20 protein-coding genes are annotated in these 24,965 nt (G+C 64.3%); 10 read left to right on the top strand and 10 right to left on the bottom strand.

Annotated features, from left to right (window positions below; translation table 11 throughout):
• Positions 1-153: 153 nt before the first annotated feature.
• From ACT3TS_RS14350 to hrpB, 3 genes are all read left to right on the top strand, one after another.
• A complete protein-coding gene (locus tag ACT3TS_RS14350; protein WP_444532192.1) occupies positions 154-834 on the top strand; it encodes an MBL fold metallo-hydrolase in 681 nt (226 codons plus the stop codon).
• A gap of 260 nt (positions 835-1,094) precedes the next feature.
• Complete coding sequence (locus ACT3TS_RS14355) at positions 1,095-1,418, top strand: putative quinol monooxygenase (protein ID WP_444532193.1); 324 nt, start codon at positions 1,095-1,097, stop codon at positions 1,416-1,418.
• Between the two features lie 5 nt (positions 1,419-1,423).
• Positions 1,424-4,102 carry an ATP-dependent helicase HrpB gene (gene hrpB, locus ACT3TS_RS14360; protein WP_444532194.1) on the top strand — a complete coding sequence of 893 codons (2,679 nt, stop codon included), beginning with the start codon at positions 1,424-1,426 and terminating at the stop codon, positions 4,100-4,102.
• A 15-nt stretch (positions 4,103-4,117) separates the two neighbouring features.
• Here hrpB and ACT3TS_RS14365 read toward each other — a convergent pair whose 3' ends face one another.
• On the bottom strand, positions 4,118-4,975 hold the full coding sequence (locus ACT3TS_RS14365; RefSeq protein WP_444532195.1) for an SDR family oxidoreductase: 858 nt from the start codon (positions 4,973-4,975) through the stop codon (positions 4,118-4,120).
• An 8-nt stretch (positions 4,976-4,983) separates the two neighbouring features.
• A complete protein-coding gene (locus tag ACT3TS_RS14370; RefSeq protein WP_444532196.1) occupies positions 4,984-5,604 on the bottom strand; it encodes an L-threonylcarbamoyladenylate synthase in 621 nt (206 codons plus the stop codon).
• A gap of 439 nt (positions 5,605-6,043) precedes the next feature.
• On the opposite strand from ACT3TS_RS14370, the gene ACT3TS_RS14375 reads away from it, so the two are divergent.
• Both ACT3TS_RS14375 and ACT3TS_RS14380 read left to right on the top strand, forming a co-directional pair.
• Positions 6,044-8,488 (top strand): transglycosylase domain-containing protein, encoded by a 2,445-nt coding sequence (locus tag ACT3TS_RS14375; protein WP_444532197.1) that lies wholly within the window; start codon positions 6,044-6,046, stop codon positions 8,486-8,488.
• Positions 8,489-8,603: 115 nt separating this feature from the next.
• The gene (locus tag ACT3TS_RS14380; RefSeq protein ID WP_444532198.1) at positions 8,604-9,032 is read left to right on the top strand and encodes a universal stress protein; all 429 of its coding nucleotides are present in this window, start codon (positions 8,604-8,606) and stop codon (positions 9,030-9,032) included.
• A gap of 42 nt (positions 9,033-9,074) precedes the next feature.
• Here ACT3TS_RS14380 and ACT3TS_RS14385 read toward each other — a convergent pair whose 3' ends face one another.
• Both ACT3TS_RS14385 and cyoE read right to left on the bottom strand, forming a co-directional pair.
• Positions 9,075-9,749, bottom strand: coding sequence for a hypothetical protein (locus ACT3TS_RS14385; protein WP_444532199.1), 675 nt, complete (start codon positions 9,747-9,749; stop codon positions 9,075-9,077).
• Between the two features lie 204 nt (positions 9,750-9,953).
• Entirely contained in the window at positions 9,954-10,973 is a 1,020-nt protein-coding gene (gene cyoE, locus ACT3TS_RS14390; RefSeq protein WP_444532200.1) for a heme o synthase, read from the bottom strand.
• A 219-nt stretch (positions 10,974-11,192) separates the two neighbouring features.
• On the opposite strand from cyoE, the gene ACT3TS_RS14395 reads away from it, so the two are divergent.
• Together ACT3TS_RS14395 and ACT3TS_RS14400 are read left to right on the top strand one after the other, a co-directional pair.
• Positions 11,193-11,738: an AMIN-like domain-containing (lipo)protein gene (locus ACT3TS_RS14395; protein ID WP_444532201.1), complete on the top strand. Its 546-nt coding sequence runs from the start codon at positions 11,193-11,195 to the stop codon at positions 11,736-11,738.
• Positions 11,739-11,946: 208 nt separating this feature from the next.
• On the top strand, positions 11,947-14,673 hold the full coding sequence (locus ACT3TS_RS14400; RefSeq protein WP_444532202.1) for a DUF222 domain-containing protein: 2,727 nt from the start codon (positions 11,947-11,949) through the stop codon (positions 14,671-14,673).
• Between the two features lie 214 nt (positions 14,674-14,887).
• On the opposite strand, the gene ACT3TS_RS14405 is transcribed toward ACT3TS_RS14400, so the two are convergent.
• Positions 14,888-15,961: a LacI family DNA-binding transcriptional regulator gene (locus tag ACT3TS_RS14405; protein WP_444532203.1), complete on the bottom strand. Its 1,074-nt coding sequence runs from the start codon at positions 15,959-15,961 to the stop codon at positions 14,888-14,890.
• Between the two features lie 263 nt (positions 15,962-16,224).
• On the opposite strand from ACT3TS_RS14405, the gene ACT3TS_RS14410 reads away from it, so the two are divergent.
• The 3 genes from ACT3TS_RS14410 to ACT3TS_RS14420 are packed head-to-tail and all read left to right on the top strand — an operon-like array spanning position 16,225 to position 19,510.
• The gene (locus ACT3TS_RS14410; RefSeq protein ID WP_444532211.1) at positions 16,225-17,358 is read left to right on the top strand and encodes a Gfo/Idh/MocA family protein; all 1,134 of its coding nucleotides are present in this window, start codon (positions 16,225-16,227) and stop codon (positions 17,356-17,358) included.
• A gap of 2 nt (positions 17,359-17,360) precedes the next feature.
• On the top strand, positions 17,361-18,605 hold the full coding sequence (locus tag ACT3TS_RS14415) for a dihydrodipicolinate synthase family protein (RefSeq protein ID WP_444532204.1): 1,245 nt from the start codon (positions 17,361-17,363) through the stop codon (positions 18,603-18,605).
• Positions 18,602-19,510 (top strand): sugar phosphate isomerase/epimerase family protein, encoded by a 909-nt coding sequence (locus ACT3TS_RS14420; protein WP_444532205.1) that lies wholly within the window; start codon positions 18,602-18,604, stop codon positions 19,508-19,510. Before ACT3TS_RS14415 ends, ACT3TS_RS14420 begins: the two co-directional genes overlap by 4 nt.
• Here ACT3TS_RS14420 and ACT3TS_RS14425 read toward each other — a convergent pair.
• The 5 genes from ACT3TS_RS14425 to ACT3TS_RS14445 all read right to left on the bottom strand — a co-directional run bounded on the left by ACT3TS_RS14425 (position 19,500) and on the right by ACT3TS_RS14445 (position 24,957).
• Positions 19,500-20,681: a PQQ-dependent sugar dehydrogenase gene (locus ACT3TS_RS14425; RefSeq protein ID WP_444532206.1), complete on the bottom strand. Its 1,182-nt coding sequence runs from the start codon at positions 20,679-20,681 to the stop codon at positions 19,500-19,502. The two genes, ACT3TS_RS14420 and ACT3TS_RS14425, sit on opposite strands and share 11 nt — an antisense overlap.
• A 149-nt stretch (positions 20,682-20,830) precedes the next feature.
• On the bottom strand, positions 20,831-21,466 hold the full coding sequence (locus tag ACT3TS_RS14430; RefSeq protein ID WP_444532207.1) for a uracil-DNA glycosylase: 636 nt from the start codon (positions 21,464-21,466) through the stop codon (positions 20,831-20,833).
• A gap of 250 nt (positions 21,467-21,716) precedes the next feature.
• Entirely contained in the window at positions 21,717-23,240 is a 1,524-nt protein-coding gene (locus ACT3TS_RS14435) for a SulP family inorganic anion transporter (protein ID WP_444532208.1), read from the bottom strand.
• 208 nt (positions 23,241-23,448) lie between these two features.
• Entirely contained in the window at positions 23,449-24,639 is a 1,191-nt protein-coding gene (locus tag ACT3TS_RS14440; protein ID WP_444532209.1) for a YihY/virulence factor BrkB family protein, read from the bottom strand.
• Positions 24,640-24,687: 48 nt separating this feature from the next.
• On the bottom strand, positions 24,688-24,957 hold the full coding sequence (locus tag ACT3TS_RS14445) for a GlsB/YeaQ/YmgE family stress response membrane protein (protein ID WP_444532212.1): 270 nt from the start codon (positions 24,955-24,957) through the stop codon (positions 24,688-24,690).
• Between the last annotated feature and the right edge of the window lie 8 nt (positions 24,958-24,965).

The raw sequence follows: 24,965 nt of genomic DNA on the forward strand, positions 1-24,965 counted from the left end.
GCTACGCCCGCCCGGGGCCCCTCGGGCGCTAGCGCCGTCACGCCCTCCCCAAACTCGCTACGCTCGCCCGGGGCCCCTCGGGTGCTAGCGCCGTCACGCCCTCCCGAAACTCGCTACGCTCGCCCGGGGCCCCTCGGGCGCTAGGCTTAGCCCATGAATGCTGAATCCTCGCTGATCCATGACCTTCCGATGCACACCGTCAGACGCGCCGTCGTCTCCGAGATGCAAAACAACGTTTATTTAATTACGTCGAAGACGACCGGAGCCCAGATCCTCATCGACGCAGCCGACGACTTGCCTGCCATCAACGCACTGTTCGCAGCTGCCGCCGCCGATGCCGAAGTGCCTGCGTCACTGGCCATGATTGCCACGACTCACCAGCACTGGGACCACGTCCGGGCCCTGGCAGGACTCGTTGCCCAGTCCGGGGCAGCGACAGCGGCCGGAGCCGACGACATGGCAGGCATCCTGGCCGAAGCTGGAGTCTCCACAGACAATTCCCTCGTTCACGGCGGAACCCTGGCAGTTGACGGCATTGCGTTGGCCACCGTGCATCTGCGCGGCCACACGCCCGGGTCCATGGCCTACGTATTGAGCTCCGAGCCCGACAACGCCGGCACAACGCTGATCTTCAGCGGCGACTCGCTGTTCCCCGGCGGCGTGGGCAACACCGAAAAGGACCCGGCACGCTTCACCCAGCTGCTCGACGATGTCGAAGAACGCCTGTTCAATGCCTACGGCGACGACACCCACGTGCTCCCGGGCCACGGGGACGCAACAACGCTCGGCGCGGAGCGCTCCTCGCTGCCGCAATGGCGCGAGCGCGGCTGGTGAGGCACCAGCCCCGCGGGCGCCAGTGCCGTCACGCCCTCCCCATCACTCGCTTCGCTCGCGCGGGGCCCCGCGGGCGCTAGCGCCGTCACGCCCTCCCCATCACTCGCTTCGCTCGCGCGGGGCCCCGCGGGCGCTAGCGCCGTCACGCCCTCCCCATCACTCGCTTCGCTCGCACGGGGCCCCGCGGGCGCTAGCGCCGTCACGCCCTCCCCATCACTCGCTTCGCTCGCACGGGGCCCCGCGGGCGCTAGGCTTGGGCTATGCACTTTATTGTTGTTAAATACCAGGTCAAGCCCGAATTCACCGACACTTTCATTGAACTGGTGACCCCGTTCACCGAGGCAACCCGCGCCGAGCCCGGCAACCTCTGGTTCGATTGGTCACGCAGCGTCGAGGACGCCAACGAATACGTTCTCGTCGAGGCGTTCCTCGACGACGATGCCGCAGGCGCCCATGTCTCCAGCGCACACTTCGCCGCGGGCCTGGAAACCATGCGCCCGGCGTTGGTTTCCACGCCGAAGATCGTCTCCCGCAAGGTTGACGGCAGCGATTGGGACGAAATGGGCGAATTGAAGATCGGCTGATCAATATGCCAGACGCCGCCGCGATGAAGCATCCCGGCGGCCCGTTTAATCTTGGCCGGCTTGGGCAGGGACTGGTTTTTGCCCAGTCCCTGCCCGAACTGGCGAGAGTGCTCACGGCCAAGGGCACACCCGACACCACTGGCGCGCCACCTGGCGGTGCCGCGGCTGTTGTCCAGGCGCCGCCGGGCACGGGAAAAACAACGCTCGTCCCGCCGCTTGTGGCCAATGTGCTCAATGCCGGCGCCCGGGCAGACCGGAAAATCATCGTCACCCAGCCACGGCGGGTGGCCGTCCGCTCGGCCGCCAGACGCTTGGCCGCACTCGACGGCACAGCCCTGGGCGCCAGGGTCGGGTACACGGTGCGCGGCGAAAGCCACACCAGTGCCGGCACCATCATCGAATTCCTGACCCCCGGCATCCTCCTGCGCCGCCTGCTCCGCGACCCGGGGCTGGAAGGGGTGGCCGCCGTCGTGCTTGACGAGGTGCACGAGCGCGGCCTTGACACCGACCTCCTGCTGGGCATGCTGGCAGAGGTCCGGCAGTTGCGCGGCGACCTGACACTTTTGGCCATGTCGGCGACCCTTGACGCGGCGCGCTTTGCACAGCTGCTGGGGGAGTCCGACGGCGGGTCGCCGGCTCCCGTGGTCGACTGTCCGTCGGCTTTGCACCCCCTTGAGGTGCGGTGGGCGCCGTCGGCCGTGCCGCGCATTGATCAGCGCGGCATCTCTCGGGCCTTCCTTGACCATGTGGCCGACACCGCTGCCGCGGCACACGCCGCCGCTGTGGCCGGGAACCCCGACATTGATGCGCTCGTGTTTGCGCCTGGTGCCTGGGAGGTGGGCCACATTGCCGCCCGCCTCAGGGCCACTGCCGAGGGCACCGACGTCCTTGAACTGCACGGCCAAGTGCCCGCCCGCGAACAAGACAGGGCCGTTTCGGCGAGGGAGCCCGGCGGGCTGCCGCGCATCATCGTCTCGACTTCGCTGGCCGAGTCGTCGCTGACAGTGCCGGGCGTGCGGCTGGTGGTTGATTCCGGGTTGTCCAGGGAACCGCGGCGCGATGCCTCCCGGGGCATGACCGGGCTGGTCACTGTTTCCACGTCCCGCGCATCTGCAGAACAGCGGGCGGGGCGTGCGGCCCGCTTGGGCCCGGGCACCGTTGTCCGTTGCTACGACCAAAAGACCTTTGCCGCTGCGCCGGCCCACGCGATGCCCGAGATTGCCGTGGCCGAACTCAGCGCGGCCGCCTTGACCCTGGCCTGCTGGGGCGCGCCTGAGGGGGAGGGCCTGCTGCTTCCCGACGCCCCGCCCGCGCAAGCGATGACGGCAGCTGTTGCCGTCTTGGGCGAATTGGGCGCCATTGACGGCCGCGGACACGCCACGACCCTGGGCAAGACCTTGGCCGCCATTCCCGCCGATCCCCGGCTGGCCAGGGCCCTGCTCGACGGAGCACAGGTTGTGGGAGCCAAGGCCGCAGCCGAAATAGTTGCCTTGGTGTCGGGCGACAGTCGGGCGCCCGGGGCGGACTTGACGGTCTCGTTGGCCGCGCTGCGCTCCGGACGCGACCCCGGTGCGCGCCGCTGGAACCAGGAAGTGCGGCGCTTGGAACAGCTGGTGCGCAAGGACACCGGCGGCAGTCACGGCCGCGGCTCCCAAGACCGCGCCGGCCAGGGCGCATCGGAGGTGGAGCGAGCCGATGTGGTGGGCTTCGTCGTCGGACTTGCCTTCCCCGACAGGGTGGCCAGGTTGGTGGCCGGCGCTGCGGGGAACCAATACCTGTTGACGTCGGGCACCCGGGCGGGGCTGCCATCCGGCAGCTCGCTCACCGGTCACGAGTGGCTTGCCGTGGCCGAGGTTGCCCGGGCCGATGGCCGCGATGCCGCCGGAACCGGTGCCGTCATTCGTGCGGCGGCGCCGCTGGCCCAGCAGAACGCCGAGGCCGCTGCCGCGCACATGCTCAAGGATGAGGTCGCCGCCAGGTTCACCAACGGCAAGGTCACGGCCCGCAGGGAACGCCGCCTGGGCGCTGTGCTGCTGTCAGCCACACCCGTCAAGGCGAGCGTTGCCCAGGGCCGGGACGCGGTGGCCGCGGCCCTGGCCCGGGACGGCCTCGGCCTGCTGTCCTGGACTGGCACGGCCGACGCCCTGCGCCGCCGGCTTGCCCTGGTGCACCGCGAACTGGGGGCACCGTGGCCGGATGTCAGCGACGCCGCGCTGCTGGCGCGGCTGCCCGAATGGCTGGGTCCGGAACTGGAAGGCGTTGCAGCCGGCAGGTCGTTGCCGGCGCTGTCCCTGACGGACCCCCTGCGCCGGCTGCTGCCCTGGCCGGAGGCTGCCAAGTTGGGGGAGCTGGCTCCCGAAACGCTGGCAGTGCCCAGCGGGTCCCGGATCAGGATTGACTACCCGGACGTGTCCGACGGCGGCCCTCCCGTTGTCGCCGTGAAGCTCCAGGAATGTTTTGGGCTGGCGGACACTCCCCGGCTGGTCAACGGACGCGTGCGCGTCCTGTTCCATTTGCTGTCGCCGGCCAGACGGCCGCTGGCCGTGACCGACGATTTGGCTTCCTTTTGGAGTGGTCCCTACGCGCAGGTGCGGGCGGAGATGCGGGGACGGTATCCGAAGCATCCGTGGCCCGAAGACCCATGGACGGCACCGGCCACGGCAAAGCTGAAGAGCCGGATGTAGCCCGCGTTCGCCCAGCTACCCGTCGCTGCTGGTTTTCTTGGGGGTGGCCTGGCTCGTTCCGTTGGTGGTGGCCCGGCGCCATTCGTCGTCGGCCAGATGCGAACTCGCCTGCGCACCCACTTCGGCCATGCCGCCGTCGACCTCCCAGCTGGCACCTGTGACATAGCTGGCTGCTGGGGAAGCCAGGAAGGCGATGACGGCGGCCACCTCCTGGGCCGTTCCGGCGTGTCCCAGGGGGATCCCGGGCCGGGCAATGTCATGCGGGTGCCTGGTTTCGGCCGGCCCGAGGTGGGTGGCAATCTCTCCGGGGGCAACGGCGTTGACCGTGATCGCGTGTTGGGACAGTTCAATGGCAAGGGTCTTCGTCAGCCCGTCAAGGCCGTATTTCGACGCGCAATAAGCGCCGTAGCCAACCCGTGGCTGGTGGGCGTGGATGCTGGTGACAACGACGATCCGGCCCCCGGACCCACCGGCCACGAGCAGTTTCGCAGCAGCCTGCAGGCACAGGAATGCGCCATTGAGGTTGGTGTCGAGGATGCGCTGCCAGTCCGCGTAGGCGGTGTCGAGGACCGGTCTGGTCAGCCCCACCCCCACATTGTTCACAAACACCCCCAGCGAACCGAGCTCATTGGCAAGCTGGTTCACCGCGGGCGCACAGCTGGCCAGCTCGGTGGTGTCCAGCCACATCGACGCAGCACGCTGGCCGAGATCCTCGATGGTGGCTGTGGTGTCAGCGGCCCCGGCCTCGTCGTCATGCCAGGTGAAAGCGACGTCAAAGCCGTCCCGGGCAAGCGCGACGGCGGTTGCCTTGCCAATTCCCCTGTCGGCCCCGGTGACGATCGCCGTGCGCGGATAGGGAGTTCCCGTGGGCATGGCCGCAGCTATTCAAAGCGGGCGGGGTCGCCCATGCCGCGGCGCACGATCTCCGCGTAGCCGCTGGAAAAATCAACCACGGTGGTCGGTTCGGCGCCGACGTCACCGGAATCGATGACCGCATCGATCACGTGGTCCAGCGCTTCCTTGATTTCCCAGCCCTGGGTCAGTGGTTCCTCCTCATCGGGGAGCAGCAGCGTGCTGGAGAGCATTGGTTCGCCCAGCTCCTCAAGGATGGCGTGGATCAGGCGGCTGTCAGGGATGCGCACGCCAACAGTCTTCTTCTTGGGGTGGGCAAGCCGTTTGGGCACTTCCTTGGTGGCAGGCAGGATGAACGTGTAAGGCCCGGGAGTGACAGCCTTGATGCTGCGGAAGATGTCGTTGTCGACCATGACAAACTGGCCGAGCTGGGCAAAGTCCTTGCACACAAGCGTGAAGTGGTGCTTGCTGTCCAGCTTTCGGATGGTGCGGATGCGGTCAAGCGCTTCCCGGTTTCCCAGCTGTGCCCCCAGCGCGTAACAGGAATCCGTGGGATAGGCGATCAACCCGCCGGATTGCAGGATGGCGACGATCTGGCTGACCGAGCGGGCCTGCGGATCGTCCGGATGAATGTCGAAGAATTTAGCCATGCCCTGAGCATACGACCACTCGGGCCCGTGCGCCTCCATTGCTGCTGGAACCAACAGTTTCGGGCCGCTGCCATGTCTATCGGGCGGAGGGGTGCCTGCTGCCGGCAGGCGCTGTTGACGTCAGTACCGGCACTGGCGTCGGCTCCACCAACGCACCAACTCGCGATGGTTTCCGCCCCGGCCGGTGCAAAACTGCCTGAGCCAGCTAAAGGATGTCCACACGCATCATAAAGATTGGGTAAATTCTTTTTCCGGCCACAGGGCCGGGCTTGCACGGGCGCAGACCTCCTGAGTGCCCGTTCCCGGCGGCGGTTCCTGTCCACTTTCAGCAAATTCCCAATTTTTAGGAGGATTCTGGACAATACTTGTGTCGGATGCTGAAAGGCTGCATGACGCTGCACGGGAACAGCACGACCAGCAAATAAGGGAAAACGGCACAATGGCCAACAAATCAGCAGTGCAGACCGGCTCGAGCAGGGTTCCGGGACGGGGAGTGGATCTTGGCCCGGGCAGTGCCTTGGCCAATCTGGGGCGTTTGTTCCTCGTGTGCGGAGTTGTTGGCGTGCTGGTTGCCGCCTTGTTCATCCCGGCCGGCGCGCTGGCCACAGCCGCCGTTGGCGGTGCCGACAAATTCCTCTCGGTCGTGCCCGAATCGCTGGATTTCAAGGCTCCGGCTCAGGCAACGACCGTCTTGGCGGCAGACGGTTCCACCATCGCCACGTTGTATGCCCAGGACCGGCAAATAATCCCGCTGGCGGACATGTCCCCATTCATCAAGAACGGCATCGTTTCCATTGAAGATGCAAGATTCTATGAACACGGGGGAGTGGACCCAACCGGCATTGCCCGGGCCCTGGTCGCCACGATCAAGGGCGGCCGCCAAGGTGCTTCAACCATCACGCAGCAGTACGTCAACAACATGTTGATCGAGCAGCTGGTTGCCGACGGCAAGACCGACGAAGCCAAGCTTGGGGCGGAAAAGACGGTCGTTGACAAGGTCAAGGAAATCAAACTGGCCATCGGCCTGGAAAAAACGATGTCAAAGGACGATATTCTTGCCGGCTACCTGAACATCATCTACTTCGGCAACGGGGCCTACGGCATTGAAGCCGCGTCGAAACTGTACTTCAACACGACAGCCAAGGATCTGACCCTCCCGCAGGCTGCCGTCCTTGCCGGTGTCGTCAACAGGCCCAGCTTCTACGATCCGGTCACCCAGCCGGAAAATGCCGTCAATCGCCGCAATGACGTCCTGGCAAAGTTGCTGGACCAGAAGAAAATCAGCCAAAAAGACTATGCTGCGGCCGTCGCCACGCCCCTTGAATTGCAGGTCACCAAGTCGCCCCAAGGCTGCGCTGCCGCATCAACGGCGCCGTATTTTTGCGACTATGTCCAGCAGCTGATTCTCAATGACAAGGCATATGGGCCAACGCCCGAAGAGCGCACCAAGGTCCTGTACCAGGGCGGATTGACCATCCAGACCACGCTTGAACCAGCGTTGCAAAACGTGGCCCAGGAACAAGCCAGTGCCACCATGAGTGCCACCGACCCGCTCCAGCGCGGGGCCGCCGTCGTCAGTGTCCAGCCAGGCACGGGCAGGGTCGTCGCAATGGCCCAAAACACTGTCTTCGATCCGGCCACGGCTCCGGGCAACTACATGGGCAACTTCGCACTGCCTGTCAATGACGCGAGCGGGCAACCGCTGCACGGCGCGGGTGGCTTCCCGATCGGTTCCACATTCAAACCGTTCGTTTTTGCCGAGTGGCTCAACAGCGGGCACTCGATGATGACGAGCATCAACGGTGCCGTGCGGAACTACCCCCTCGGCTATCCGTGGAAGAACAGCTGCGGGCCGGTTTCCGGCGCCTACGATCCCGCAGTTCCGGCCTCGTTTCTGCTGCCCAACGACGATCCCAACCACTACTACTCGATGAGCGCCTACCAGGGCCTGTACAGCTCGATCAACACCATCACGTTCCAAACGGCAACCGCGCTGGACTTCTGCAATATCCAAAAGATCGCCACGGCAGCAGGAGTGAAGAATGGCCGGACCAACGAACCGTACGACATGTCCGAGATTTCCAGTCTCATTGGCACCCAGAATGTCGCGCCGCTTGACATGGCGACGGCGTTTGCGACATTTGCCAGCGGTGGCATGCATTGCGACCCGATCGCCCTGGTCTCAATTACGGATGCCGCCGGCAACAAGCTCCCTGTCCCCGGGGCCAATTGCAAGCAGGCCGTTACACCCGAGGTCGCGGCGGGCGTGACCTACGCCCTGCAGAGTGTGCTGACGCGAGGCTCAGGCTGGAACATCCCGCTGGATGACAAGTCGAACGCTTTCGCCAAGACCGGCACAACAGATGGCAACATCGAGACCTGGACCATCGGCGGCACCAGCGGGCTCGTCACCGCATCGTATTTTGGCAGCTACCAGGGCAACGGCCCCGAATGGGTGAACCAGGACATTGTCATCAACGGCAAGTACTACGCCGGGGTTGACGGGGCAGATCTCGCAGGGGGCCAGTGGGCCGCTGTCATGAACGCCGCAGCCGGCAATCCCTGGTATGCGGCTGCGCCTTTCGCTCAACCCCCGGCCGAGATGCTGCAGCCGACCGCTGCACTGGTCGCAGGTGTGAACGATCCGAAACCGGGAGATGCCCCGGTTCGTCCGGTGGTTCCAGAGCAGCCCCTGGAATCTGAGCAACCGGCTGAACCGGAGCCCGCCCAGACAGAAGCACCAGCCCCGGAGCCGACGCCGGAGCAGCCGGCACCCGAAGTGCCGGCCCCCGAACCTTCGAATGCGCCCGAGGCTCCAACAGAGCCGCCCGCTCCCGAGGCGCCGGCCCAGGTGATTCCGACTCAGCCTCCGGCAAAGCCCTAGCGTTCATCCCTGGGACTCGCCCTTGGCGCTCCGGAGGCGGACCATTGGCGCCTTTCTGTTTTCTGCTGGACAATGAGGCCCAACGGGATGGTCCCGTCGTGCGAAGGAGCAACTCGTGTCTGAAACTGCATCAGCGGTCCGCATTGTTGTAGGTGTCGATGGTTCAAGTGCATCCGTGAACGCGCTGAGGGAAGGCGCCCGGCTGGCTGTCGAACTCGGTGGTTTCGTGGAAGCCGTGGCCGTCTGGGATCTGCCGGCGAAGCATGCCAGCTACGCCGCACTCGGCATTGACAGCTTCGAAGAGGGAGCCCGCAAGATTCTCAGCGACGCCTTGTTCCAAGCTTTTGGCGAGCATCCTCCGGACAACGTTTCTGCCCGGCTGATTCAGGGCCAGCCGGCTGGGGCTCTGCTTGGATTCGCCGAAGGCGCCCGCATGCTGGTTGTGGGGCGGCCTGGGCAGGGCGCTTTGTTGGGCCTCCTGCTTGGCTCGGTCAGCGCCGCGGTCGTCAGCAAGTCTTCCGTTCCGGTGCTGGTGGTGGCGTAGCCGCTCGGTATTTGGCAACCGGCGGGTGTGGACGAACGCTGTTCAGAGTGCGCGTTCATCAAGCAAGGGTTCACGGCAGCAGTGGGCTGCATGCTCTGCTGCCGCCAAGGCTGTGTCCAACGCGGTGACGGCACGCTGGTAGTTGGCAACGTCGTCGTCCGTGTCTTGAACCTTGGTGTCCATGATGGCGGCGCCCGGGCCATGGACGACGAGATTCCGGGAAACTGTGCCGGCGGCGCCCAGGCCATGGACGACGAGGTCAGCCGGCCTGAGCCGGGCCGCTGCGGCAACAGCCCGGATCAGAGCCGACGTTTCCGGAATGCGGACGTCGGTCATGGTGGGGAAATCAATGGCGGCGCCGGGGTCGAGCTCGTAGCGGCTCCATTGCGCAATCAAGGCGTCGTGCCGGGCTGCGGCGGCGGCCAGCGCTAAACTGAGCCGCCCGCGATGCATGGCAGCGGCGGCAAGGGCCCGGTGGCGCCGGAGGGTCGTATGGGTGGCCACCGCGGATGCGGCTGCCAAGGCGAACAAGCAGATGGAGAACAGGTTGTTCGTGAGGGCTGGAATGAGAATCATCGGCAACAACACGCACAGGCCGCCGAAGGCATACCAGAAGCCGGAGTCAGGGTCGTTTTCCTGCTGTGCGCGCGTGCGGACCAGCCACACGGTTGCCGCAGCCGTCACCGTGACCAGCACTGCGAGAACGAAGTAAACCATTTCCGGCACCTCCCGGCGCAAGGTCCGGGCGGCGCCGACCGGACGCAATGAGCAGACCAACGCTATTTGTGGCCTTACTCCATTGCAGGCCCAATTGAGCCGCAGGTCAAGGGGTCGTGTGAAGGGGGTGGTGCAACGCCTCTCCCCAGTCCGCCGGCCCTTCGGCTGAACTGTGCCAGAACTTCAGCACCGGACTCGTTGGGACTAAGGCAGGCGCGGGCCGACCGAGAGCATCACGGAGATGGCGCACGTCACGATCAACGCATAGCGGAACATGAGCCGTGCCCACCTGTCGTTGTGGCCGGCACTGAGCCCTCGTACCGCCATGACCAGCCAGCCGGCACCGAGGATCGTCATGACGGCTGTGTAAATCCAGCCGGTGTAGCCAAAGGGCTGTGGAAGCAGCGACACAGCCACGAAAACCACTGCATACACAAGAATTTGGACCTTGGTGTTGGCGACGCCCCGGACCACCGAGATGACAGGCACGCCGGCGCGTGCATACTCGTCCTTGCGGTAGATGGCGATCGAGTAGAAGGCCGGGAGCTGCCAGAAGAACAACATGAGGAATGCAATGGCTGCGCCTGCGTCGAGCGCATTGCTGGCGCCAACGTAGCCGCCCAGAATCGGCGCGGCCCCCGAGATGCTGCCCACGAGGGTGCCGTGGACGGACATCCGTTTGGACAACATTCCGTACAGCACTACGTAGGCCAGGAACCCGGCGAGTCCGACAGCCACGACGAGCATGTTGGTCCATGCGACAAGTATGGCCATGCCGCCCAGGCCGAGAACTGCCGAGTAGATGACAGCGTTGCGTGCTCCCACGCCTCCGGTTACAGAAGCACGCTTCTTGGTGCGTGCCATGAGGGTGTCGATGTCACGGTCAAGCACGTTGTTCAGCACGCAGGCGGAGCCGATGACCAGTGTTGTACCCAGACAGACTGCGAGGAAGAGCAGCCAGTCGATGTGGCTGGGACTGGCGAACAGAAAGCCTGCCGCAGCTGTCAGAACGTTGCCGTACAGGACCCTGGGCTTGGCCAGAGAATAGTAGCGAAGCAGCGTCGCCTTCCAGGTGTTGCCGGTTGCCCGTGCGGCAAGGGCGCTGTCCTTGCCGTCGATGCCACCAGCGCCGAAGTCGCTGTTCACGCTGATCCCTCCGTCGTCCCGACGGTTGTGCGGCGAAAGGCCCCGCTGGGAGGGGATGGACGAACTGCGCGGGGTCATGGGGGAGCTCCAAAGGCGAAAAGTGATTGTGTCCAGCTTATCGTCCGAGGTCACAAACAGGTGCCCACGGAGATCTGGGTAACATTTCGCAGCGGACGTCCACCCGGGGCAACGGTTCGGCCGAAATTTGGTCCCAACCACTGCGCGCACGTGTCACGAGGTTTAGCGTTTAATCACCCAATACCTGGGCTCCATGTATCTCCCAAAGAGGTGTTCTCAATGAAGTTCGTCAAGACGTTGCTGGCAATTTTGGGGTTGCTTGCCGCTTTCATCATGATCGCTCCTGCGCCCGCTCAAGCTGCCCCGTTCTGTGGCATTACTTGGGGTTCGCTCGCAAAGGTGGCCGGCACCGGGTCGACTGCCTCCATAACGAATGTTCGGGCCGGCCAGCATGCTTGTTTCGATCGCATGGTCGTAGACGTCCAGGGCCGTGCCAGCGGCTACAGTGCGCGCTATGTTTCAGCAGTGGCGAACCCCGGCAGCGGCGCAACCGTTCCGTTGCGAGGGTGTGCGTTCCTTCAGGTGGACGTGCTGGCGCCAGCCTACAATTCCGCGGGTCTGCCCACCTACTTGCCGGCCAATAGGAGTGAAATCGTCAACACATCGGGATACTCCACCTTCCGCCAAGTGTCGATGGCGGCCAGCTATGAGGGCAGGACCACCTTGGGTCTGGGTGTGCGGGCCCGGCTGCCCTTCAATGTGTTCGTCCTTGACGGTCCCGGGACGATCACGCGCATTGTCATTGACGTGGCCCACCGCTGGTAGCAAAGGAATTGCCGCCGCGGATTCTCAACGGTCTGCACTCGATACAGGAACGCCTTGTTGCTGTTGAGAAAGCTCAACAACGGCAGGGCGTTCATTGTGTGCAATGGCTGTAGGCGCCGGAATTGTGCTGTCTGCGGTGCTAGGAAATATTTTTAGGTAGTTGTGGATAATAGTGTTGCTTTCCACACATTTGATATATGCTTGTGGTATGGGTAGTTCAGTGAATTTCCCGGTTGGCCGGGATGGTTCATCCACCACATTGAGTGTGGCGGACCTGATTGCTGGACTTGCTCTTCCTTCCATTGAACCCCTTGGCACTGACATTGCTGCGATGGCCGGGTTGCCTGACCTGCCGGTTCCCGATCCCCGCCACTGCGGCCCCCGTCGCGGCGCTGCTGGCACTGCTCAGCCCGCCGCTCCAGAAGCCGTTGACCCCGCTGCTGCTGAAGCTGTTGACCCCGCCGGTACTGGTGTTGGCCCATCTGCTGGTTCCGTTGATTCCATTGGTTCGGCTTCGGCTGGTGCTGGTGTTGTGGAGTCCCGTTTGGAGGGGGCGCGGGCGTTGATGGATGGTTGCACGGACGCGATCGCGGCGTTGCATAAGCATCAGAATCAGTGCGCGGCGTTGGCGGCTGTGTTGATTGCCCGTTTAGAGTCGACGGCTGTTCTTGAGGGCGGCATTCTTGCTGTTGATTCTTGGCAGTGCGATATCTCGTTGATGTCGATGCGGGCTGACTTGGCAGGGATCTTGTCAGTCTCCGAGGGTGTGGCGGGGCAGTTGATTCTGCATGCTGGCACGCTCGTGAACTATTTGCCGGCCACGATGGCGTCCTTGAGCAGTGGCTGGTTGGGGTGGGACTACGCGGTCATCATCGCCGAAGAAACGAGCCTGCTGCGTGAAGCAGGCCTGGGGCAGGAAACTGTTGATGCTTTTGAGCAGGTCTTGCTCGGCAAAGCCGCCGGCGCCACGCTGCCGAGCTTCAGGGAAAAGGCCCGGCGCCGCCGGGAACGGTTCTACCCGGAAACGATCACCCCCAAGACGCGGCGTGAGTATAGCCAGCGGCGCTTGGGTGTTTCTCGTGCCCGGGACGGGATGTCGTGGTTGAGCTTGTATGCACCAGCACCGACCGTGGAGGCTATCTGGGCTCAATGCACCCTCACTGCCCAGGCAGCCCAGGGACCCCACGAGGAACGGACCCTGACACAGCTCAGGGCTGATGTCGCCGCGGCCCTGCTGCTGAACCAGTCCATGGCCGAAAACCAGATCTACGCCCCCACCCAACCCAACACCACCAATACCGCCGGCACCGCTGACGGCACTTCCAATGCCGCCACCACCACTGATGGCACTTCCAATGCCGCCGCCACTGCCACTGGTGGCGCACCTGCCGGTGCCGGTGCGGGGACTGGGTCCGCTGCAGCTAACGGCGCTGCGGGTGCTGCCGGTACCGCGGCGGGTGGACCTGCTGCTGCAGGCGATGGCGTGGTCGTGTCTGGTGATGCTCAGGGTCCGTGGTTCGCGCCAGTGGACCCGGCCGCTGACGGGGTTCCTCTGGACCCCGGACCGGAACCAGAGCCAGACCCGGCCCCGGAGCCCGTCCCGATCCGTGATCGTGGCCCGGACTGGGACTATGTAGCCCGGCGGGACCGTGGTGTCGTGGTGGTTCCTGACAGGTGGGTGCCTGTCTTTGACGACCCGGACTATTCCGATCCCGGCTTCAAGGACCCCGATATCCGCAACGGTCCCGATGGGGACCCCACCGCCATACCACCAACCCTCACCCCGGCCCCATCAAGCGCCGATACCGCCACCACCAGCACCGACAACGCCAGTACCAGTGCGAACTTGGCCTCAATTACTGGTGGTGAGGGGACGGCTGCGAGCAACACCACCAACACAAGCGCTGGTACCGGCACAGGCCCCAGTACTAACACCAGCGGCACCGACGCCAAGACTGGCATCGGCACTGGTTTCAACGCCACCGGGGGTGGTGCTTGTGTGGTGGGGCCGGTGTGGCCGCCGATGCCGCAGGTTGCACCGGTGTTGTTGATTCCTGCGTTGTCGTTGTTGGGGGCCACGAATGAGCCGGCGTGGTTGGAAGGTTATGGTCCGCTGAGCATGGAAGTTGCCCGGCACTTGGCGGCAGGGGCGCCGTCGTTGTTGCGGGTGTTGGTTGATCCGATCAGCAATGAACCCCTTGATGTGGCTCCGCAACGCTATCGGATCAGTAAAGAGATGCGTACGATGCTGCAGATCAGGGACGAGTACTGCCAGTTCCCGGGGTGCTTGGCGAAAGCGACGAGCTGCGAGATCGACCACATCAAGAAATTCGAGCACGGCGGCCTCTCCATTTACGACAACCTTGAAACGTTGTGTCATCGCCATCATGTGCTGAAGCATTTCAAGGATGACAGGACCCGTACCGGTGAATGCCGTACCGATCAAAGCCCGGAACGTGAAGCAGTACGCCTGCGTGGCTGGACCCCGGCCATGGTCGACGGCCACGTGGCCTGGACCTCACCGACCGGGCGGTACTACCCGCCAGAGATTGGCGATACGCAACCACCGGTCTACCCGGAATGGTTGAAGACACTCATCAACAAAACCCTCGGACAACCAGACAGCCACGACAACACCGAGCAAAACACCATTGACCCCGCGAGTACTGACCCGGAAAGAACTGCCGAGTTCCAAGACCCCCAGGATCCTCAAGAGCCTCAGGACTTCCAAGTCTTCGAGGACTCCCAGGACTTCCCGGACTTCGCGCTCCTGGACGAGGCAGACGTCCCGGGCCTGGAACAAGACGACGACCCCTACGCCCGCCCCCTGCCAGTACCGCCACCAGGAACCTTCCCCACCGACGAGGAACAAGCGGCCCTCGACAAAGAAACCCTCGCCAACTACCTCGTCAGCCATCCAGACATGCGCGGCTGAGCAGGGCAGTTGAAGGTCAAGCTGCGGTTGACTTCGGTATGTTGGAACCGGTCCAAGTCTAGAGATTCTAGGATGAGGGCCGAGCACTTCGGCCCGACGGTCCAGGCCTCATATTCGTTCAGGCCGCCAGTCTGAGAAGCCTCCCAAGCATTGATCGCAGGCCGGCGGCAGCCATTCTGTTCAACGAACCATCCCGAGTCGTTGCCGAGCGATGCTAGTTGCCTTGGGGGACAGTCGCGCCGGCACTTTCGCGCAGAACCACGGCCCCGGTGACTGCGGGTGGCTGTTTGGCTGACGGAACGAGCGCGACATGGGCCGCCATCCGCCCGATGTCCTCGAGCGGCAGGCGGTATGTTGTCAGGCCGGGAAAGTGGTCGCGCAGGGTGGGTATGTCGTCAAAACCTGCGACTTGAACATCTTCTGGAATGCGAAGTCCACGTGATCTCAGGGCGGTCATGGCGCCGAGGGCCATGACGTCGTTGGCGGCAAGGATGCACAGCGGGGATCCGCCGTCGGGCTTCAGGGCCGCGTCGAATTCGGCACCCGTACCCAGTGTGTCCAGGTATTCCAGCGTGGAGTCGTAGCCACCCTGGCTCGTAAATGCGCCATGTACGACGGCGAGGGGCTGAAGGTCTGCTTGTGCGAGACGCTCGGTGAAGCCTTCCACGCGGATCCGGGCGGTGTTGCGTTCGTGCGGGCCCGCCAAAATCACGAAGCGCCCAATTCCCTGCTCCAGCAGGGCACCGGCAAGTGCGGCGGCGCCGTCGTGGTTTTCGACATTCACCACCTGAGCTTCCGGGATGCTGGAAACGCCCAGAGTGACAACCCGCCCACCGTTCTTGATGTACTGGGAAAGTGCCTTGATCAGCCTCGGGTCTTCGTCCAAGAGCCTGGAGGCGGCCAAAATAATGGCATCGGTCCGGTACGAGATGAAAGCATTCACGGCGGCCAGCTCGGCGCCGCCGGGGGAGCCTGCATCACCTTCTATGTCAGTCCCTGCCAAGAGCACCTGGTGGTGTGTGTCAAGGCTCGCCTGCTGAACGCCGTGGGCAATAGCGGAAAAATACGGGTCAGCGATGTCGTGGACCACGAGCCCGACCAGACCCGTGGTTGACCGTGCCAAGGCTTGGGCCTGCGCGTTGGCCACATATCCGAGCTCCTCCGCTGCAGTCTTGACCCGTTCGGCAATATCGGCGGCAGGAGTCCTGCTGGACCCGTTGAGCACACGAGATGCGGTGGCCAGCGACACGCCAGCCTGGCGGGCCACTTCAGTGAGTTTTACGGGCACAGGGGCGTCCTTGTCTAAGAAATGTGGCCGGGGCAACAAAGGTGTCTTGACCCGGGGATAACTTCAGCATATATTGGAAAGCGCTTTCCAAACTTCAGGCCACGCCGGGTTTTCCGGTTCGTGCTGACAACAACATCCGGGAGAAATCAGTGACTCTTACGACAACCAACGGGCAGGCTGCTGCAACCAAGGCTCAGGCGGCTCCGTCTGCCGCTGACGCCGGAGCGGTCCAAGAAGGCAAGCAGCGAGTCATCCGCATTGCCATGAATGGCATCACCGGCCGCATGGGCTACCGCCAGCACCTGCTGCGCTCCATCCTGCCGCTGCGCGAATCCGGCCTGACACTTGAAGACGGCACGAAGGTTGCCATCGAGCCCATCCTCATCGGCCGCAATGCGGACAAGGTCCGCGAACTGGCCGAACTGCACAACGTTGAACACTGGACCACCGACCTGGACGCGATCATTGCCGATCCCACGGTCGACGTCGTGTTTGACGCCTCCATGACCAGCCTGCGCGCCGCCACCTTGAAAAAGGCCATGGCCAACGGCAAACACATCTTCACCGAGAAGCCGACTGCAGAGACGCTGGAAGAGGCCATCGAGCTGGCCCGCATCGGCCAGGAGGCCGGCATTACGGCCGGCGTGGTGCATGACAAGTTGTACCTGCCGGGCCTGGTCAAGCTGCGCCGCCTCGTCGATGAAGGTTTCTTTGGTCGCATCCTCTCCATCCGCGGCGAGTTCGGCTACTGGGTCTTTGAAGGCGATCACCAGGCTGCCCAGCGCCCTTCATGGAACTACCGCAAGGAAGACGGCGGTGGCATGACCACCGACATGTTCTGCCACTGGAACTACGTCCTTGAGGGCATCATCGGCAAGGTGAAGTCCGTCAACGCCAAGACAGCCACGCACATCCCGGCCCGTTGGGATGAGGCGGGCAACGAGTACAAAGCCACCGCCGACGACGCCGCCTACGGCATCTTCGAGCTGGAAACCCCGGCAGGAGACCAGGTCATCGGCCAGATCAACTCCTCCTGGGCCGTGCGCGTCTACCGCGACGAATTAGTGGAATTCCAGATTGACGGCACCCACGGTTCCGCCGTCGCCGGCCTGAACAAGTGCGTTGCCCAGCAGCGCGCCCACACGCCCAAGCCCGTCTGGAACCCGGACCTGCCCGTTACCGAGTCCTTCCGTGCACAGTGGCAGGAGGTTCCCGCCAACGCCGACCTCGACAACGGCTTCAAGCTGCAGTGGGAAGAGTTCCTGCGCGACGTCATGGCCGGTCGTGAACACCGCTTCGGCCTGCTCTCCGCGGCCCGCGGCGTGCAGCTGGCAGAGCTGGGCCTGCAGTCCTCCGACGAGCGCCGCACCCTGGACATCCCGGAAATCGAGCTCTAACCATGACCATTTCAATCACCCTTCCGCTCGCCACCGGTGAGCTCGAGGCCCTGACCCTGAACGCGACCGGTCCGTGGCGCAAGCCCACCGGGCTGATCACCTCCCGCAAGGTGTACGCCGCCGCGCACGTGACACCGAAGGTTCTGGGCAACAACGTTCCCGGCGCGCCGGCTGACATCGATTGGGACGCCACCCTGGCCTTCCGCCGCGAGTTGTGGAGCTGGGGAGTGGGCATTGCTGACGCCATGGACACCGCACAGCGCGGCATGGGCCTGGACTGGCCGGCAACGCAGGAACTCATCAACCGTTCCGCCGCCGAGGCCGCACTCATTGCGACGCCGGAGCGGACAGTCCGCGACCTCCTGGCCTGCGGTGCCGGCACCGACCAGCTGAACCCGGCCGACGTCGAACCCGGCGAAGCGGGGTTGGCCGCCGTTTTGGCCGCTTACCGCGAGCAGATCGCCGTCGTCGAGGCTTCCGGGGCGAAGGTCATCATCATGGCCTCGCGCGCCCTGGCCAAGGTTGCCAGCGGCCCCGAGGACTACCTGGCCCTCTACGGGACACTGCTGAACGAGGTCAAGGAGCCCGTTGTCCTGCACTGGCTCGGCACCATGTTCGACCCCGCCCTGGCCGGCTACTGGGGCAGCGATGACGTCGCCGCCGCAACGGCTGCCTTCCAGCAGCTCATCCAGGCGCATGCGGCGAAGGTTGACGGCGTGAAGGTTTCCCTGCTCGACGCCGGACACGAGGTTGCGCTGCGGGCCAGCCTTCCCGAGGGTGTGCGCCTGTACACGGGCGACGACTTCAACTACCCCGAGCTGATTGCCGGCGACGGCTCGCACTACTCGGATGCACTGTTGGGCATCTTTGCTGCGATCGCCCCCGCGGCCTCCACCGCCTTGCAGGAGTACGACGCCGGCCGTCCCGCCGAAGCGCGCGCCATCCTCGACTCCACGCGGGATCTGGGGCTGCACATCTTCGAGGCCCCGACGTACTACTACAAGACGGGCATTGCCTTCCTCGCCTGGTTGAACGGCTACCAGGCCGGCTTCCAGATGATCGGCGGCCTGCACTCCGGGCGCGATCTCAACCACCTGGTCAAGCTGTTCCGCCTGGCCAACACGGCCGGGCTGCTGCTCAACCCGGGCCTGGCCGCGCACCGCATGTGCGTGTACCTCAACGCAGCCGGGGTTTCCTCGGTCGCGAAGGGCGTGGAGCAAGTCGTCTTGGAAGGGGCCAACGCATGAGCAGCTTTGAAAAGCTCTCCATCAACACCGCCACCATCAAGAAGGCCTCGCTTGCCGAAGCCCTCGACCTCAGTGTTGCCGCGGGCCTGAAACACGTTGGCCTCTGGCGGGACAAGGTGGCCGAAGTTGGCCTCGAAACTGCGGTCGAAATGGTCAAGGCCTCCGGCCTGCAGGTTTCCAGCCTGTGCCGCGGCGGCTTCCTGACCGCCGCGGACGAAGCCGGCCAGGCTGCTGCCCTCGAGGACAACAAGGCTGCCATCCTGGAAGCGAAGGCACTCGGCACCACCGAAATCATCATGGTGGTGGGCGGGCTGCCCGACTTCAGCGTTTCCCCCGGCGCGGTCGACGGCGGAGGCGAGTCGACCGCAGTCGTGGGTGGCAAGGACATTGGGCTGGCCCGCCAACGCGTGGCCGACCGCCTCGCCGAGCTCGTTCCGTTCGCGCTGGTACACGGCGTGCGCCTGGTCCTGGAACCGCTGCACCCCATGTATGCCGCCGACCGGGCCGTCCTCTCAACCCTGGGCCAGGCTCTGGACTTGGCAGCGCCGCACCCGGCCGAGGCCGTCGGCGTCGTGGTGGACACCTTCCACGTCTGGTGGGATCCGTCCCTGCAGGAACAGATCGCCCGTGCCGGTGCAGAAGGCCGCATCGCCTCCTACCAGGTGTGCGACTTCAACCTGCCCATCGCTGCCGATGCGCTGCTGTCCCGCGGTTTCATGGGCGACGGCGTCATCGACTTTGCGTCGATCGGCGCCTGGGTGGCCGAGGCAGGCTACAACGGCGTCGTGGAGGTGGAAATCTTCAACGCGGACATCTGGAACCTGCCCTACGCCGAGGTTGTTGACACCGTCAAGACGCGCTATGCCGAACTCGTGGAACCGCACCTGGCTGCCGTCACCGTATAATCTCCACGATCCTGTCGTCGCCCGGTTTCGGGTTGCCCCGGCCGTCTGTATTGTTCGTCAGGACAAGCAGTCGGCCGTCGGTCGCTAAAGCGACGTCGCGGAGCCTGCCGAGCTGGTTGGTGAGGCGGGCATGGGCGGAGGGCTCGCCGTCAAGTTTGACCTCCCACAGGCGTTCCCCACGCAAGGACGCCATATAGAGGGTGGTGCCGGCAACCGCGATCCCGCTCGGGCTCGCCTCGGACGTGGGCCAGGTCAAGGCCGGGTCGGTGAAATGAGGGTCGGTTCCGGTACCTTCGACCAGCGGCCAGCCGTAGTTGTTGCCAGCCTGGATTTCATTCAGTTCGTCCCAGGTGTTCTGCCCGAATTCGGAGGCCCACATGCGGCCGGTTTCATCCCATGCCAGGCCTTGGACGTTGCGGTGGCCCAGGCTCCAGACGGGGCTGTCGGGGAAGGGGTTGCCGGTGGGGACGTCGCCGTCGCGCGTGATGCGCAGTATCTTTCCGCCCAGGGAAGCCGGAGTTTGGGCGTTGTCTCGGTTTCCGGCGTCGCCCGTGCCGGCGTAGAGCATTCCGTCGGGCCCGAACGCGATCCGGCCGCCGTTGTGGTTGTTCCCCTTGGGGATGCCGGTGATGATGGGGGTGGCGGGACCAAGGCTCCGGCTGCCGGACTCGCCCAGCAGCGGCATCCGCACGATTCTGTTGTCGCTGGCCGTGGTCAGATAGGCGAATACGTCAGAGCAGGGCTGGTTGGGATCAAAGAGTTCCGAGCCGGGGCACGAACCCGGATGCACGGCAAGCCCCAGCAGTCCGCCTTCGCCCTGATGCACGACGCCGGGCACCTGCCCGAGGATGTGCTTGGCGCCGGACGGGGACATCTCCACCACCTGGCCGGAGTCTCGTTCGGTGACCAGCAGGCTTTTGTCGCCCAACAAAAGCATGGACCAGGGTGCCGCCAGACCTGTGGCAATATCACTGACGGAACTCTCGGTCACATCGGGCGGCGCCGGGGAAGGCGCCTGGCAGGCGGCCAAGACAAGAGCGGCCAGTAGGAGAGCGGACAGGATGAGAGCGGACAGGATGAGAGACGCGGCCGGGGCAGTGGCAGTGCTCCGGTGCCGGCGGGCCCGGCGCCGGTGCGCCGAATCGGCCTCTCCAGCCGCCGTCCCACTCATGGCCCCAGCGTAACTGACCGGTGCAGCGGCTGGCGGGTCTCGCCGTCGTGCTTAAAAAACTGTGTCGCAGCTGATGGACGAAAAACCCCGGGAATCAGGGAAATCGGTCCAACGTCTGCGACACAGATGCGGGGGAGTGGTGCTGGAAGTCAGCGGCCCTTGACCAAGATGCCGCTGCGGGTCATCGACTCGGCATAGGCCTTGGCCGATTCGAGCAGCCACTGCTCCTGGCGTTCGGGGGAGCCGGCAAAGCTGCGCCCGGACAGCGAACGGACCTTGTAAATGCCGAAGCCGCGCTTGTAAAGCATGGGGCCCTGGGCCTTCAGGAGCTGGTCGGCGAGGCGGTGGGCCTCGGTGCCGTGGGCAATCAAGGCGGATGCGCGGGGGACCAGGGTCAGGAACTTGACCAACGGGCGCAGGCCCTGCTCGATCTGCGGGGCAGTGAGGCGGCCGTTGGGCTGGCCTGGAGTGAACCACGGGTGGACGTTCCACGGCATGACATAGCTGGGTCGCAGGCCGATCTGCCAGTGAATGCCCAACAAACGCGTGGCTGCCTGCTCGTCACCGGCAGTGATGAACCCCGACTCGTCCAGTTCGCCAACGTTGGAGAACAAGCTGATGATCTTGCACTCATCAATGTCGTGAACCGGATCCACATAGGCCACCTGCTGCTCGGGCCGGGCTTCCGCCAGGGTGTCGCACAGTTCGGTGACGGGAGCAATGTTCTCGTCGTATCGGCGATTCCAAAGCTGTTCACGCAGTGATTCAGTGGCCACGGATGTCATTGAGGTTAGTTTCTCCTTAGAGGAATGTGAGTGAGTGCGGCAGCTTCCCGACCAGGGGTATGTCCGACTTTCCAGCATAGCAATCATCCCGGGTGTCCGGGCTTGTCGGGGGTGTGCTAAGGAGCTCCCAAAAATGGCAGGTGTGAGAAATGCAACAGGGCAAAATTGGTTGTTTTCGGCCCGCCGGGGGAGGGCCAATGTCCATCTCGGGGGCGGGCGGCCGCCCGCCTTGGGGAAGGCAGCCGCCCAGCTATCCGTCCGCGCCGAGCTTCCCTGCTAGGCGTTCGTGCATTTGGGCGCTTGCATGGTTGAGCCCGGTGATCGTGACGCTTTTGCCGTGGCGCCGGTACTTTTCCTTGACTGCGTCGAGGGTTGCAATGGTGGAGGCGTCCCACAGGTGGGAGGCGTGCATGTCAATGACCACTTCGTCGGGATCAAGGGCGTACTCAAACTGCGTGTAGAGGTCATTGGAGGAGGCGAAAAACAGTTCACCGTCCACCACATACACAGCCGTCTCACGGTCGCCGGCCTGCGACACCGTGCGCTCCACGGTGACTAGATGGGCCACCCTGCGGGCAAACAAGGCCATCGCCACCAAGACGCCCACCCCGACGCCAATGGCCAGGTTGTGCGTGGCCACGACGACGACGACGGTGGCCACCATGACCGCGGTCTCGCTCTTGGGCATCAGCTTCAAGGTCGACGGGCGGATGCTGTGCCAGTCGAACGTTGAAAATGAAACAAAGATCATCACGGCCACCAGGGCTGCCATCGGGATCAGCGAGACAACGTCGCCCAGCACCACGACGAAGACAATCAGGAAGGAGCCAGCCAGAAATGTTGAGATGCGGGTGCGGGCTCCCGATGCCTTCACGTTGATCATTGTCTGCCCGATCATGGCGCAACCGCCCATCCCGCCGAAGAACCCCGTGACCATGTTGGCGATTCCCTGGCCCAATGCTTCCCTGGTCTTGACGGACCGGGTGTCGGTGATGTCGTCGACAAGTTTCGCGGTCATCAAGGACTCCAGCAGCCCAACAAATGCCATGGCCAGGGCGAAGGGTGCAATGATCTGGAACGTCTCCCACGTCAGCGGCACATTCGGCACGAAAAGGGAGGGGAGGCTGTCCGGCAACTCGCCCTTGTCGCCGACGGTTGGCACCGTTGCCGAGGCCAGAACCGTGAAGAGTGTCAGGACAACGATGGCAACCAGCGGCGCCGGCACGGCTTTTGAAAGTTTGGGCAGGAAAACAATGATCAGCAGGGCAGCGGCGGCAAGCGGATATACCATCCACGGCACGCCCAGCAGTTCGGGGACCTGGGCAATGACGATCAGGATGGCCAGGGCATTGACGAACCCCACCATGACAGAGCGCGGGATGAAACGCATCAACTTCGCAACCCCGGCGAGGCCAAGAAGCACTTGGAAAAGGCCGGCCAGGATCACGGCGGCGATCAGGTAGTCCAGGCCGTGGCTCTTCATCAGCGGCGCGATGACCAGCGCGACGGCGCCCGTGGCAGCCGAGATCATTGCCGGCCGGCCTCCCACAAAGGAGATGGTGACGGCCATCGTGAACGCGGCAAACAACCCAATCCGTGGATCCACCCCGGCAATGATGGAAAAGGCAATCGCCTCGGGGATCAATGCCAGTGCCACAACGAGACCGCCCAACACCTCGGTTTTCAGCCTGCGCGGGGACTTGAGTGCGCCCCACACCGACTGCAGCTGATCCGGGGTGGGGGCAGGGGTCGTTCCGGTGGCTTGTACCGCCATTGCTGGTTCCTTTGTCGTGCGAGGGATGTCCGACGGCGGTTTCGTCACGTGCCGCTGGTCGAAGCCAACCCTAATGCAAGGACCGCCCGAGGGCCTCGCCCGCGGCAGCAATGTTTCGCAGTGCGGCCACTCCGGGGACTGGCGCCACGATGCGGCACGCACCAGGCACCGGCGTAGCGGCGCCAGTGCCTGCTGCCTGTACCTGGTGCTAGTTCCTGGGGCGCCAGCGGTTGCGAATGGCGGCTGCGGCAGCCACGGCTGCGCCGATTCCGGCCATCCACCACAGTGCCCTGACCTCGGGCGAGCCTGCGATGGCATGCTCCGGCGATTCATCCAGATCGGCTCGAAGGTGGCGGCCCTCGGCGATGAGCAGCAATTCCTTGTTGCGTTTCTTGGCACTGGCCGCTGTCTCCCGCGGTGGCAGCTGCAGCTGTGCCTCAGCCTTGATCCCGGCCTGCAATTGTCGGGCCCGCTCCAGTTCGGCGTCGACCTCGGCGCCAAAAAGCAGCACCAGGTTCATGATCCACAACCAGAGCAGCAGCACGATCATGCCGGCGATGGTTCCGTAGGTCTTGTCGTATTTGGAGAAGTTGGACACGTACAGGCCGAACCCGGCGGAGGCTGCGATGCTGGCCACCAAGGCAAGGGCGGCGCCGACGCTGATCCAGCGGAACCTTGGTTGGCGGACGTTGGGCGTGAAGTAATACAAGACCGCAATGAGCACCACGGCCAGGATGCCCACGACGGGCCATTTTGCGATGTTCCACGCGGAGATGGCAGCATCCCCGACGCCGAGCACGTCACCGACTGCCCGGGCCACCGGACCGGAAAGCACCAGCATGAGCGCCATGGCAGCGACCAGCAGCACAGCCGCCAATGTGACGAGCAGCAGTGCAGGGCGCAGCTTCCACACGGGGCGGCCCTCGTCGATCCCATAGATCCGGTTCATGGACCGGCTGAACGCTCCCACATAGCCAGAGGCCGACCACAGAGCCGTGACGAGTCCCAGAACAAGAGTCCAGCCTGCCGAGGTGGAATTGGTTAGCTGTTCAATGGGTTGCCTGAGAGTCTCTGCAACCTTTGCATCGGCCAGCTTGCCGACCATCTCCAGCAGCATTTTCGTGGTCTGTTCGGCTTGGCCCACGAGGCCCAGGATCGACACCAACGCCAATACTGCAGGGAACAAGGACAAGACCGCGTAGTAGGTCAGCGAGGCGGCCATGTCCGTGGAGCCGTCAGCGCTGAACTTGTTGACAGCCCGTTTGGTGACGTACTTCCATGACTTGGCTGGCACGGCGGCGGGACTTTGGGGTTTGCGCCCATCGTCGGGTGCCGGCGCGCCAGCCTTGTCAACGGAAGTTCCCGGTCCCGCCGGAACGGGAGCAGCTTTGTCAGGCACAGCTGCTCCCGTCCACGGCGTTCCAGAGCTTGCCACGGGCCCCAGGGATCAGGACACGGCCTTGTTGCGTCCGGTGATGGCCCCGTAAATCCCGGCGACAACCAGCCCGCCAACAATGGCAAGCAGCCATGACCCGAGGCTCCAGAAACTCATTTCACCCTTGTTGAAGAGCAGGTCGCCGATCCAGCCGCCAACGATGGCTCCGACGACGCCGAGAATGAGGCTCGTCACCCAGCCGCCACCAACGCGGCCGGGCATGACTGCCTTGACAATTACGCCAACGATGAGGCCCAAAATAATCCAACCGATGAAACCCATTGCTCCTC

The sequence above is a fragment of the Specibacter sp. AOP5-B1-6 genome, assembly GCF_052376555.1.
Classification (GTDB): domain Bacteria; phylum Actinomycetota; class Actinomycetes; order Actinomycetales; family Micrococcaceae; genus Specibacter.